This is a genomic window from Terasakiella pusilla DSM 6293 (assembly GCF_000688235.1).
Lineage (GTDB): Bacteria > Pseudomonadota > Alphaproteobacteria > Rhodospirillales > Terasakiellaceae > Terasakiella > Terasakiella pusilla.
Map to the genome: position 1 here is coordinate 118,248 of NZ_JHYO01000012.1, position 12,579 is coordinate 130,826.

Consider the following 12,579-nt stretch of genomic DNA (forward strand, 5'->3'; position numbering starts at 1 on the left):
TCCCTACCCTAAAAGGTTATGCAATACCTGCGCGCAGACAGTCATGGATATGGATGATACCGATCACAGTCTCTGCCTCGTCCACGACAAAAAGACTTGTGATGGATTTAGAATTCATAATCGCAAGCGCTTCCACAGCAAGCGCCCGCGCGCCAATTGTCTTGGCACCAACAGTCATAATATCGCCCGCAGACTTTTTAATCAAATCATCTGTCATATGACGGCGCAAATCGCCATCTGTAATGATCCCTACCAGCTTTGTCTGTTCATCTGTCACCGCAACACAGCCAAAATGCTTGGCGGTAATTTCCAGCAGAGTATTACTCATCGGGTCTGTCGGACGCACCACGGGCAAGGCGTCTCCCGAATGCATCAAGTCTTTCACCTTCATCAACTGATTACCCAGACTACCGCCGGGGTGAAACTGCTGAAAATCATCTGCTGAAAAGCCGCGACGTTCCAGTAAGGCAACCGCCAACGCATCACCAAGCGCTAACGTCAGGGTCGTTGACGTGGTCGGCGCCAATCCCAAAGGGCAAGCTTCTTTCACCGCTGGCAAAACCAAGCTGACATCTGACGCTTCCGACAGTGTGCTCCCTTTGCGCGATGTAATCGAAATCAACGGAATGGAAAAACGACGGCTATAGGCGATAAAGTCCGATAATTCGGCTGTTTCCCCTGAATTTGACAAGCCAAGGATCGCATCATCTTGCGTGACCATCCCCAAATCGCCATGACTGGCTTCCCCCGGATGGACAAAGAAGGCAGGCGCCCCCGTAGAGGCGAGAGTTGCAGCAATCTTGCGACCGATGTGACCGCTTTTGCCCATCCCTGTCACAACAATCCGCCCTTTAACCGCTGCTAGAATATCCACCGCTTTTGCGAACCGTTCATCCAAACTATCCGCCAGTGCGAGCAAGCCGTCAGATTCCAGCTTCAAAACATTTTTGGCCGAAGCCAAATCCTGTTCAACGGGACGGGGTTTTGCGATACGGGAATGGGTGGTCATAACTCTACAAACTTAACGGGGTTGAATGTGCATTTAGATATAGGCGTCAAACGCTTATGACGTCAATGCCTGAGCGTGTATCTTTCGTATAGGTCTCTCTCGATTAATGAGAGAAAATATCCACTTCCGGCCATCCGCCCAGATCAAGACGCGCCCGTGTCGGCAAGAAGTCAAAACAGGCTTGTGCGATTTCCTTACGGCCCTCACGCTGTAACATATGCTCCAGAATTTCCTGCAACTGATGAAGGTAAAGCACATCAGAGGCTGCATATTCTACTTGTGCCGGGCTCAACTCTTCTGTCCCCCAGTAAGAGGATTGTTGCTGCTTTGACAAATCAATGCCCAGCAATTCCTGACAGAGTGCTTTCAGTCCATGACGATCCGTGTAAGTACGGACTAACTTGGAAGCGATTTTAGTGCAATAAACCGGTGTACAGGTCACACCGAGATATTTTTCAATGATCGCCACATCAAAACGGGCAAAGTGAAAGAGCTTTTCGACCGATTGATCAGCCAGCAGTTTTTTAAGATTCGGTGCGTCATACACAGGCTCTTTAAAATGCACCAGATGCGCATTGCCGTCCCCGCTGGACAGTTGCACCACACACAAACGGTCACGATGCGGGTTTAAGCCCAGTGTCTCGCTATCAATGGCAACAGATTTTCCAAAATCCAGACCGGCGGGTAAATCCCCGTAATGCACTTCGATTGCCATGATAATCCCTCTTTAATACTCTGCAATAATTCAGTTCTGTTCCTTATATGTGTTTATGAAACAAAAGAGAAGACCCGCGTTGAGGAAATTGAGGTAAAAATAAATCTAAAAAAGGCAAATTTCAGACATAAAAAAACCTTCGTTTCCGATAAGGAACGAAGGCATTCTATTTGGTAGAAGGCATCATCTACAAAAGTAAATGGTGCCCAGGAGAAGACTCGAACTTCCACGGCCTTGCGGCCACTGGCACCTGAAGCCAGCGCGTCTACCAATTCCGCCACCTGGGCACAGTCTCTAGCGTTTAACCGCCGAGGACGAGGCGGGTTTTAAGGCCGTTCAGATGAGAAGTCAACACAAATTGTGAAATATTTTTAAAAACATTTTTCACCTAGCCAAATCATAAGGTTGTCGCTTGCCATTAAGGGGTATATAACCGCATAAGTACGTTAAATATACAGGCATGGAACAGAGCTTTAAGGAGAAGGTCTATGGGGCGTCGTATTGCAACAGTGTTCGGTGGGTCAGGTTTTCTGGGTCGTCACATCGTCAAACGTCTGGCAGAAAAAGGATATACCGTTCGGGTTGCAGTTCGCGATGTGGAATCCGCCATGTGCGTTAAACCCTACGGCGATCCGGGTCAGATTATCCTGCAAGCCTGCAACATCCGTAAATATGATATGGTGGAACGCAGCGTTCAGGGCGCAGATGTCGTCTTTAACCTCGTTGGCCTGTTGTCCCCTTGGGGCAAACAGTCTTTCGGCAAAGTCCATGTGGATGGGGCGGCAAATATCGCAAAGGCCTGTACGAAAGCAGGTGTTGCCAATCTGATCCATTTGTCTGCCATTGGCGCAGACGTAAACGCCGAAGCTGAATATGCCCGCACCAAAGGTGTTGGCGAAGCTGAAGTCTTAAAAGCTTACCCGAACGCAACCATCTTGCGCCCCAGCGTTGTCTTTGGCCCCGAAGACGGGTTCTTTAACCTGTTTGCCGGCCTGATGCGCTTTACCCCCGCCCTGCCCGTCATCGGCGCACCCCTGTTCCCCGAAGTGAAATTTGAAAACGGCGAACTGGACATCAACCTTTACGGTGATGGTGGGGCGAAACTCCAGCCGGTTTATGTGGGCGATGTGGCGCAAGCCGCGGTCAACGCAATTGACAATGACGCAGCCAAAGGCAAAATCTTTGAACTGGGTGGCCCGGAAGTCATGACCTTTATGGGCGTGATGAAACGCATCTTGAAACAGACGGAACGTAAGCGTTTCCTCGTCCCTGTTGCGATCCCTTTTGCAAAGATCCTCGGTGGGATCATCGGCTTTTTGCCCAACCCAATCCTGACACGCGATCAAGTCACCATGCTGGAAACCGACAATGTGGTCAGCGACGGCGCTTTGACACTGAAGGATCTGGGCGTGGAACCGACATTGGCAGATGTGATCCTGCCGACCTATCTGGCTCGCTTCAAGCAGCTCAAAAAACAGTCCCGCCATATCGAGCGCCGCATCTAAGCTGACTAAACACTCCGCTAGAAAACAGGCCTTGGGGTTCCCCCCCTTGGCCTTTTTTCATGAGGGGCTTACACTAAAATTGACAGCCCCTTGCTGGCCCCTTATATCCAATAGGTAAGATTTATCAAAAACGGAGTTGCCGCCATGGCTATGGAAGCCCACGAAATCGAAAAACTGATCAAAGACGGACTACCGGATGCTGAGGTGCGCATTGAAGATTTGCGCGGCGATGGCGACCATTATGCGGCCTATGTTGTGTCCAAATCCTTTGAAGGCAAATCACGCGTGCAGCAGCACCAAATGGTATATAATGCCCTGCAAGGTAAAATGGGCGGTGAACTGCACGCTCTTGCCTTACAGACCAGTATTCCTGAATAAAGCGCACCGCGTTGTCCTCCCCCCACGTGCCGCAACGTCAAGGCTTAGATCAGACCCAACTTGCCACACTGGCGGCGGTCATCGCCTGCATTTCTTGGGGGATGTTTGGCCTGTATTTCAAGATACTGGACCAAGTCTCCCCTCTTGAAATTCTTTCCCACCGGATCCTTTGGTCCGTGGGTTTATTAGCGATTTTAATAACGGTCCTGAACAAATGGCCGGAAATTATCCCCATTTTACGCAGTCCCAAAAGACTCGCCATTTACGCCCTGAGCGCCCTGCTGATTTCAGTTAACTGGGGCATGTATATCTATGCGGTGACAAGTGGACAGGCCCTTGAAGCGAGCATGGGTTATTTTATCATGCCACTGGTAGCGGTTATGCTGGGCGGGATCTTTTTTGCTGAACGTTTTTCCAAACCGCAACTTGCCGCCATCGCGCTTGCCGTCGTCGGCGTGATCTATCAGGTTGTTTTTTATGGCAGTCCGCCATGGATTGCCCTGTGTCTTGCGTTTTCTTTTGGGTTTTACGGCATGATCCGCAAAAAGGCAGAAGCCGATGCCATCTCCGGCCTGTTTCTCGAAACCTTGCTGATCAGCCCCCTTGCCCTCGGCTTCATGGCATATGCCGCCCATCAGGGCGAGCTGTTCTACCTCACCGCCGGTTGGGACTTTAAGGCACTGCTGATGTTTGCAGGCGTCGTCACCACCTTCCCGCTGGTGCTGTTTGCCTATGGCGCGCGACATTTGCGCTATTCTACCGTTGGGATTATCCAGTACATCAACCCATCGGCCCAGTTCCTCATCGCTGTCTTTATTTTTGGGGAAGCCTTTACGCTTCACACCCTAATTACCTTTGCCTGCATCTGGGCAGCACTTTTGCTCTATTCACAGAATAGTTATGCCCAGTCCCGCAGAAACAAGAGGGCAAATTCTTGACAAACGGGCTCAGGTAAGCCATATCGGTAGCAACTTAAAATGCTTTTTAATAAGGAATTGTATGTCATGAGTGACAATCCGGTTTTCGATCGTATCCAACAAGACATCAACGACAACGACGTCATGCTCTTCATGAAGGGCTCGCCGATGTTCCCGCAATGTGGCTTTTCTGCAGCGGTTGTTCAGGTTCTGACGCATCTCGGCGTTAAGTTTAAAGGCGTTGACGTTCTGACCGATCCGGAAATCCGCGAAGGCATCAAACAGTTTTCCAGCTGGCCGACGATTCCTCAGCTTTACGTTAAAGGTGAATTTATCGGTGGCTGTGATATCGTGCGCGAAATGTTCGACAATGGCGAATTGGCACAACTGTTGAAAGACAAAGGCATCGAAGCTGCTTAACGCGCCTCTCGCCTGATAGATATAAAAAAGCCTCCTTTGATCGGGAGGCTTTTTTTTATTTCGGTAAATCCCGCCGGACTTGCTCCTGCAAATCTTCTAGTGCGGTCAACAGCTTCTCGGTTACCACGCCCAACTCCGTTACAAAAACCTTCTCCAGCTGAGGGGCCTCCACATGTAACATCCCATTTATCTTAAGGAGAGGCGTGCTGTTTTCATATTCATAGCCGAAATCCTCTTCCAGCATCTTTGCAAAAGCGGCCTCTCTTAACACGTTTTGGGTGATATAGACCTCATAGCTCACAAGGCAGTGCCCACTTTCGTCCAAAGCTGCGAAATGATCCACATCTATTCTAAAGTGATAGATTTTTTCGCTCTCAACCAACCGGTGATGACGTGCGAGGACGCCTTCAACAACCTCGCGACTATTGTCCGCCTTGATCGTACATGTCTCGCCGTCCCCCTCATGAACATTGATCCCCAGCTTTTCATCCTTCGTGATCCGCAAAAGAAATTGAACATTTCCATAAACTTCAATTTCACTATGCGACGAGTCCAAAGCCTCATCCGCCATTGACGAGGACAAAACAGCACTTGCACCAAGCAAAACAACGAATATTCCAAGCAACCTGTTCATATAAATCCTCCCCCCTTTTCTTTCGAAGTAGGTTCAACGCATGTGATCGTAGATATGCTTTTTCAAGAGATTGAACGAGAAGGGTTTGTGCACAACGCCGTTCATCCCGGCTTCCAAACATCTTTGCTTCGTATGCGCAAACGCATCTGCCGTCAGCCCCAGAATCGGCACATTTTTACCGTCTTCCTTTTGCCGTATATTATAAGTTGCTTCCAACCCATCCATATTCGGCATATTTACATCCATCAAAATCAAATCAGGCTGAACCTTGTCAAACAATTGCAAGGCCTCGACCCCGTCATGGGCAATGGTTACCTTCATCCCCAAATTTTCAACAAAGCCTTTCGCAACCGCACTGTTGACGATATTATCCTCTGCAATCAATACTCGCAGGCCCTCCAACGGCAAAATCCCATTTGTCCCTGAGATTTCCTCGACCTCCAGGTCCTGCAATTGGGCACGTTTCAAGGGCAGCATCACCCGAAAGACGGACCCTTTGCCCCATCGGCTGTCTGCCTGTATATCACCGCCCATCAACGTACTAATTTCCTTAACGATGGAAAGCCCCAGACCGGAGCCGCCATAATGACGGGTCGTCGAACTATCTGCCTGTTTAAATTTTTCAAAAACTTGCGCCAAAGCTTCAACCGTCATGCCGATCCCTGTATCCGACACTTCAATGCAAATCCGGCTTACCCCCTCCTCATCATCACCTTTTTTCGCGAGTTCAAAGACATTGACGTCAACTTGACCTTCATGGGTAAACTTGATCGCATTGCTGAGAAGGTTGGAAACAATCTGACGGAGCTTGGTCGGGTCACACATCCAGTAACTACCCGCCTCCAGCGTGCTGTGGTAATTAACCAAAACACCCTTTTCACTCCCCAGGTTATTATAAAAATCCGTGGTCATGCTCAGGGTGTAATACACATCGACAGGGACAACCTCCAACTCCACCTGACCGGCTTCAATCTTTGTAAGATCAAGCACATTATTGAGCATGCTTAACAACAGTTGCCCCGAAGACTGGATCAGCGTCAGGTGATAACGTTCTTCCTTTGTAAATTTATTAATGTCCAATAATTGCACTAGACCAAGAATACCATTCAAGGGTGTTCTAATCTCATGGCTCATCGCCGACAGAAACTCTGATTTCACTTCGCTCGCGCGCTGTGCATCGCGATATCTGGAAGTAACCTGATCCACAAGAATCAAAGTAAAGAGGGTCATAACGATGACCAAAAGCACCATCAAGTACCCGAGCTTAATATAAATGGATATTCCGTCTTCTTTGGCCCTGACCTCCGTTAACACCCTCACTGTATGGGACGCTACACTTTGATAAAGGATGTTAAATGCTTCCAATGCCGGGGCATCGTCCACTTTGACCTGCGCATCATCTTTGGAAAGGCGGCTCAAAGTCCGCACACGGGGAAGATCCGTAAGCTTCTCTTTATAGCTGCCCAACACCGCTTCAATGGCATCCAACGCCTGCAGCTCTATCGGGGCGGACAGCTGTTTTCTCAAGATAGAGAGATCGGTGAGGGCGTTCTCATAATTTTTGAGAAGATTCTGTCTGTAAACGTCATCACGGCGCAGCACATAATTTTTGAAATTATGAATAAATCCGCCATAGCCGATATCCGCATTCAATTTAGCCAAACTACTTTGTACATCCTCGACCACCTCAAGGCGCTCACGTAGCACCTGCGAGACATCGTCAAACTTCCGTTCCAGATGCACAATGTAAAACCCGAGAAGCAACACGATGAGAGCAGACAACACAAGGGTCATTCTCTTAATCAGCCGACTATTCTGAACAATCAAATTCATCATAGTTTCCCAAAGCTCAAAACTTAGAACAGGTATATTCTTCTATATAGAATAGGACAAAACTCAACCCTATTAAACCTATAATTTACGGCCTTTTCAAAAATCGGCTGAAAACTCAAGTAGATACGAAATCGTGATCACAACTATGGCCAGAACGCAAAAAAAAGACACCCGACCAAATGGCCGGGTGTCTTTCGTTGGTTTCGTCTCGTAAAAATTAACGAGAGTAATATTCGATAACCAAGTTCGGTTCCATTTGAACCGGGTACGGTACGTCTTCCAGCTTCGGTACGCGGACGAACGTGCCAGTCATTTTCTTGTGGTCTACGTCGAGGTATTCAGGAACGTCGCGCTCACCAGAGGCAACCGCTTCCAGAACCATCGGGATTTCGCGAGATTTCGCGCGAACTTCGACAGTGTCACCTTCTTTAACAAGGTAAGAAGAAATGTTCACACGCTTGCCGTTTACCAGAACGTGGCCGTGGCTTACGAACTGACGTGCAGCAAACATTGTCGGTACAAATTTCATGCGGTAAACAACGGCGTCAAGACGTGTTTCCAACAGACCGATCAGGTTCTCGCCAGTATCGCCAACACGACGAACGGCTTCTTTGTAATAACGGTGGAATTGCTTCTCGCTCACGTTCGCATAGTAGCCTTTCAGCTTCTGCTTACCCATGAGCTGCATGCCGTAATCAGATACTTTACGACGACGCTGACCATGTTGACCCGGGCGAGAATCGCGACGGTTGATCGGAGATTTAGCGCGACCCCACAGGTTTACACCCAAGCGACGGTCAATTTTGTATTTTGCGTTAATACGCTTTGACATTGGTTAAATCCTTATTTTAAACCATTTTTCTTGTCCCGATAGGTTGCCAACGGCAACGTGATCCATACAGATCAACATTCTCGGGAATATGTAAGGCGCGGATTATATGAATTTCCGCGCCTTTGTCAAAAGGAATCTCCTAGCCCATAAGACCACCAGCGCTACCACCCATTTGCTGCCCCATCTGCATGGAGGTTGTATCACCACCAATCAGGCCGCCAGCAATCCCCCCAAGACTGGACCCTGCCTGTTGATAGAGTTTTCGATTTTGTGCATCCGACTGTTCCAGGAGGTTGCTTTGAATATCCGACATACTTTGGTTTAAGCTATCGCGACGTGTCGTAAAATCCTCATGGCTAGCTTCTGCCGCATCCGTGCGCAACCCTTGCATGATCGCCCCTGCAGACCCATCCGCCGACGACAGCCCTTGCGCCCCCATCCTCGCACGTCTTTGTGCAACAGCCTTGTTCAACTGATCCTTGCGCACTTTCTCTTTGCGCTCATAGTCATCCCATTGGGCCTTGGCCTGCCGATCTGCTTGTTGCTGTGCAGCCTTCTGCGCCGCCTTTTTCTGATCCGCTGCCTGTTTCATTGAAACAGCCATCTGGATCACCATCATAATAATTTGAACCCACATAGTCGGTCTCCTTTTAAAGTAACAATAGCCCAGACTCAGCCCCCTTCCCGTCAGGACTGCGTCATAGATAAAAGCTGAAAAATAAAGATCATAAAAAAAGGCGGCACCGCCGCTTACGGCTTTGCCACCTTCCAAACGGCCATCCGTGCAGCCGCTCTAATCTTCCAGTTCCGTATCCCAATAGAGAAAATCCCGCCAACTTTCGTGCAGATGGTTGGGCGGGAAGAAACGGCCGCATTCCTGTAGCTCGAACGCACTCGGCATATAAGGGGGTGTGGACAGATGCATCCTTGCCGCTTTCAGGCTCAGGTGTCCTTTTTGGGTATTACACGGCCTGCATGCAGTTACGATATTTTCCCAATTCGTCCGCCCGCCGCGGCAACGCGGGATCACATGATCAAACGTCAAATCCGTTGCGGGAAGCTGGATACCGCAATACTGGCAGGAAAACATGTCGCGTAAAAACAAGTTAAAGCGTGTAAAGGCCGCGCGCGGGGCTGGTTTGGCATATTCTTTAAGCGCAATAACGCTTGGCAGTCTCATTTCAAAGCTGGGAGAATGGGCAACCTGCTCATATTCCGACACCACCTGCACCCGTCCGATAAAGACGTTACGAATGGCATCTTGCCAGGACCAGAGCGACAGGGGATAGTAACTCAACGGGCGATAGTCCGCATTGAGGACAAGGGCAGGATAATGTGCATGGCCAGCCAGCATGTGGGTAAACTCCTGTCGTTGCGTTAGTATAGCCTAACAAATCCCTATGACAAAGAAGTTACAGCCCCTATAAAGATTGCCATGACAGACCATATCACCCGTTTTGCCCCCAGTCCGACCGGATATTTGCATCTCGGTCACGCCTATAGCGCTCTGTTTGCTGCAGAACACGGGCGCCGGTTTTTGCTGCGCATTGAAGATATCGACCAAGGCCGTTGCCGCCCGGAATATATCGACGCCATCTATGAAGATTTATGCTGGCTGGGCCTAAACTGGGAAATGCCTGTACGTATCCAATCCCGGCATCTTGATGAGTACCAACAGGCGGTTGATACCCTACAGGATCAAGGGCTGCTCTATCCCTGTTTCTGCACCCGTAAGGATATTCAAAACGAGATTGAACGCGCAGGCGGTGCCCCCCACGGACCGGACGGGCAACTATACCCCGGCACCTGCCGCCACCTCAGCGTCACGGAACGTGCCGACAAGATCGCATCTGGCATCCCCTATGCCTTGCGGCTGGACATGACCAAAGCCCTGGCACAAGCTGGCCCGCTATACTGGCAGGATGCGGAAAAAGGCAAACAACAGGCAACACCCGAGATTTTTGGCGATGTGGTCCTTGCACGCAAGGATACCCCAACCAGCTATCACTTGTCCGTCACCCTTGACGACCACCTGCAAGGTGTCACCCTTGTCACCCGTGGGGAAGACCTGTTTCAGGCGAGCCACGTACACAGGCTCCTACAAGCCTTGCTGAACTTGGACACCCCCGCCTATCACCATCACGGCCTGCTGGTTGGCAAAGACGGTAAGCGCTATGCTAAACGCGACAAGTCCCTAACCTTGCGATCCTTGCGCGAACAGGGGCTCAGCGCAGACGAGTTGATCAAGACCTACCTTTAACGCCTCAGCCCCCGCACAAGGTCTTCATAGTCCGGTTCACTATCGGGATTGATCAGCCCATGACGGATCAAAAAGTCAATAATCACCAGATTGCAATTGAACTTGAAATTGCCGCCCTCTTTAATATGGGCCGCGACCTCTGCTACAGGCCAGAGGGAGAATTCCTCGGTTTCCCCATCGGTGTTGACGGGGATAAAATCCGCAGGCAATTCCAGATCATAACAGAACATGACATCCGGCTTTAAGCCGCCATCCGTTTCCATAATATAACTGATGGTCCCCACACTCTGCGCTTTACGGGCCAAGTCTTCGGGGATATTTGCTTCTTCCCCACATTCCTTGATCAGATTTTCCATCAAACCCAGATCAGCGGGCTGACCGCCTGCGACCATATTATCAAACATGCCGGGACAAATGGCGCGATCCTGCGCCCGTTTACCAATCCACAGTTTCAAGCCGTCCGCCGTGCGGACATAGCCATTAATGTGCACCCCAAACGCCCGTATGCCAAAAAACGGGGTTGCGGCACGTTCCAACACAAACAAGGGGGTATCTAAAAAACGCGGGGCAACTTTATAGGGCTCATCGCGCCAATGTTCGAAATACCCTTTCTCGCGCATATCTAGGGTAACCGCCCTCATCGCCACACTTAAGTCCGTTTGCGGCTTCAACGTCACTTTTTCTTGCGTCAACGAAAACACATCAACGTAAGCCTGCAGTGCTTCCAGATTGATTTTGGCAATCCAGCCGATGTGCGTGTTGTCCGGTGCACAAAAAGGCACAAACTTGGTCAGATCGTGATTGTTACAGGCATGAATATGATCTATGAAGCCCATGATTTTTACCTCAGTTATATTTGGCCCCCTAACATGCACCAACGTCCTGACCATATTCAAGGTCTGATCTTTGCCACCCTTGGCGCCCTTACCCTGACGCCAGACGGTCTGCTTGTCCGTCTTGCCGGGACCAGCGAATGGTCCACCGTCTTTTGGCGCGGCTTGTTTATCGGTCTTGGTCTGCTGATCTGGCAGATCATTCTTCATAAAAAATCCGTCTTTAAAAAATTTCCGCCCAGCAGCATAAAAGAATGGTGCTCCACCGGATTAGCCGCGATCGGCACGCTGACCTTTGTGATGGCGATCAAGCACACCACCGTTGCCAATACCTTGGTCATTTTATCCACCATGTCTTTGTTCGCCGCCTTTTTCAGTATGATCTTTTTGAAAGAGCGTATCGCACTGCGAACATGGGTTGCCATGGCATTTGCCATCTGCGGGATCGTCATTGTCTTTATAGATGACTTAAGTGGTGATGACATGCTGGGTAAACTGATTGCCCTGACCTGTGCGTTTGTCACCGCTGGCAACATGACCCTGATTCGCAGCGAAAAAGGCATCAACCTGCCAACTGTTTTTGCATGGGGTGGCTTTTTCAGCACAATTCCTGCGCTTTATTTCGCCCCCAGCCTTGCGCTACAGACACAATCCACCATCACTTTGATTGCCATGGGCGGCTTAAACGCCCTTGCTTTTGTCTTGATCGGGGCAGGTGCCAAACGCATCCCGTCGCCCGAAGTCAGCCTGTTGATGTTGCTGGAAACCATCATTGGCCCGATCTGGGTCTGGTTTATCCTGCAAGAAGTCCCGTCAGACAATGCACTGATCGGTGGGGCCATCGTGGTCGGCACCCTTGCTCTCCATTCCCTCGCAAGCTTACGCAAACGCGCCTAAAAAAAAGCGTCCTAAAATACTGGGACGCTCAGATTGCTGACAAAGGTCTCGCCTTGGCGAGGCCTTTGTGATTCAATGAGGAATGCTTAAAAAACGCGGTCCTCAACAAACGGAACTTGAGATGGTCAGTCTGGATAGTCTGGTTCCGTCCAACCATCTTTTGCGCAAAATTGATGCGCATATTGATTTCAGTTTCATTCACGACAAAGTGGCGCCTTTATATTGCGCCGATAATGGTCGACCTCCGCTTGATCCGACTATGTTGTTTAAGGCTTTACTGGTCGGTTATCTCTTTGGCATTCGCTCCGAGCGTCAGTTGGTGCGCGAGATTGAGGTCAATGTGGCC

The 12,579-nt window shown here is 49.8% G+C and carries 15 protein-coding genes and 1 tRNA gene; 7 read left to right on the plus strand and 9 right to left on the minus strand.

Annotation, left to right across the window (positions count from 1 at the left end):
* Nucleotides 1–16 precede the first annotated feature (16 nt).
* The 3 genes from Q397_RS0110070 to Q397_RS0110080 all read right to left on the minus strand — a co-directional run bounded on the left by Q397_RS0110070 (nt 17) and on the right by Q397_RS0110080 (nt 2,011).
* Nucleotides 17–1,009 carry a KpsF/GutQ family sugar-phosphate isomerase gene (locus Q397_RS0110070; RefSeq protein ID WP_051609901.1) on the minus strand — a complete coding sequence of 331 codons (993 nt, stop codon included), beginning with the start codon at nt 1,007–1,009 and terminating at the stop codon, nt 17–19.
* A 103-nt stretch (nt 1,010–1,112) separates the two neighbouring features.
* Complete coding sequence (locus Q397_RS0110075; RefSeq protein ID WP_028879318.1) at nt 1,113–1,724, minus strand: ribonuclease D; 612 nt, start codon at nt 1,722–1,724, stop codon at nt 1,113–1,115.
* Nucleotides 1,725–1,924: 200 nt separating this feature from the next.
* Nucleotides 1,925–2,011: transfer RNA gene (locus Q397_RS0110080), tRNA-Leu, on the minus strand.
* A gap of 201 nt (nt 2,012–2,212) precedes the next feature.
* On the opposite strand from Q397_RS0110080, the gene Q397_RS21950 reads away from it, so the two are divergent.
* The 4 genes from Q397_RS21950 (at nt 2,213) to grxD (ending at nt 4,944) form a co-directional block, all read left to right on the plus strand.
* The gene (locus tag Q397_RS21950) at nt 2,213–3,229 is read left to right on the plus strand and encodes a complex I NDUFA9 subunit family protein (protein ID WP_038013420.1); all 1,017 of its coding nucleotides are present in this window, start codon (nt 2,213–2,215) and stop codon (nt 3,227–3,229) included.
* Between the two features lie 144 nt (nt 3,230–3,373).
* A complete protein-coding gene (locus Q397_RS0110090) occupies nt 3,374–3,607 on the plus strand; it encodes a BolA family protein (protein ID WP_028879319.1) in 234 nt (77 codons plus the stop codon).
* A gap of 11 nt (nt 3,608–3,618) precedes the next feature.
* Nucleotides 3,619–4,545, plus strand: a complete 927-nt coding sequence (gene rarD, locus Q397_RS0110095; RefSeq protein ID WP_156950683.1) for an EamA family transporter RarD — start codon at nt 3,619–3,621, stop codon at nt 4,543–4,545.
* 66 nt (nt 4,546–4,611) lie between these two features.
* The gene (grxD, locus tag Q397_RS0110100; protein ID WP_028879321.1) at nt 4,612–4,944 is read left to right on the plus strand and encodes a Grx4 family monothiol glutaredoxin; all 333 of its coding nucleotides are present in this window, start codon (nt 4,612–4,614) and stop codon (nt 4,942–4,944) included.
* A gap of 55 nt (nt 4,945–4,999) precedes the next feature.
* Here grxD and Q397_RS0110105 read toward each other — a convergent pair whose 3' ends face one another.
* From Q397_RS0110105 to Q397_RS0110125, 5 genes are all read right to left on the minus strand, one after another.
* Nucleotides 5,000–5,578, minus strand: a complete 579-nt coding sequence (locus Q397_RS0110105) for a hypothetical protein (protein ID WP_028879322.1) — start codon at nt 5,576–5,578, stop codon at nt 5,000–5,002.
* Between the two features lie 33 nt (nt 5,579–5,611).
* The gene (locus Q397_RS24090) at nt 5,612–7,363 is read right to left on the minus strand and encodes an ATP-binding protein (RefSeq protein WP_169737988.1); all 1,752 of its coding nucleotides are present in this window, start codon (nt 7,361–7,363) and stop codon (nt 5,612–5,614) included.
* 265 nt (nt 7,364–7,628) lie between these two features.
* A complete protein-coding gene (gene rpsD, locus Q397_RS0110115; RefSeq protein ID WP_028879323.1) occupies nt 7,629–8,243 on the minus strand; it encodes a 30S ribosomal protein S4 in 615 nt (204 codons plus the stop codon).
* Nucleotides 8,244–8,382: 139 nt separating this feature from the next.
* Complete coding sequence (locus Q397_RS24095; protein ID WP_051609903.1) at nt 8,383–8,880, minus strand: hypothetical protein; 498 nt, start codon at nt 8,878–8,880, stop codon at nt 8,383–8,385.
* Nucleotides 8,881–9,036: 156 nt separating this feature from the next.
* Nucleotides 9,037–9,597: an HNH endonuclease gene (locus Q397_RS0110125; protein ID WP_028879324.1), complete on the minus strand. Its 561-nt coding sequence runs from the start codon at nt 9,595–9,597 to the stop codon at nt 9,037–9,039.
* Nucleotides 9,598–9,678: 81 nt separating this feature from the next.
* Between Q397_RS0110125 and gluQRS the strand changes: the two genes are divergently transcribed.
* Nucleotides 9,679–10,503 carry a tRNA glutamyl-Q(34) synthetase GluQRS gene (gene gluQRS, locus Q397_RS0110130; protein WP_028879325.1) on the plus strand — a complete coding sequence of 275 codons (825 nt, stop codon included), beginning with the start codon at nt 9,679–9,681 and terminating at the stop codon, nt 10,501–10,503.
* Here the strand turns inward: gluQRS and Q397_RS0110135 are convergent.
* A complete protein-coding gene (locus Q397_RS0110135) occupies nt 10,500–11,339 on the minus strand; it encodes an NUDIX hydrolase (protein ID WP_028879326.1) in 840 nt (279 codons plus the stop codon). The genes gluQRS and Q397_RS0110135 overlap by 4 nt on opposite strands.
* Here Q397_RS0110135 and Q397_RS0110140 point away from each other — a divergent pair.
* Nucleotides 11,316–12,233 (plus strand): DMT family transporter, encoded by a 918-nt coding sequence (locus Q397_RS0110140; protein ID WP_084149019.1) that lies wholly within the window; start codon nt 11,316–11,318, stop codon nt 12,231–12,233. The two genes, Q397_RS0110135 and Q397_RS0110140, sit on opposite strands and share 24 nt — an antisense overlap.
* 82 nt (nt 12,234–12,315) lie before the next feature.
* Nucleotides 12,316–12,579: transposase (locus Q397_RS0110145; RefSeq protein WP_028879328.1), on the plus strand; the 264-nt coding region annotated here is incomplete at its 3' end.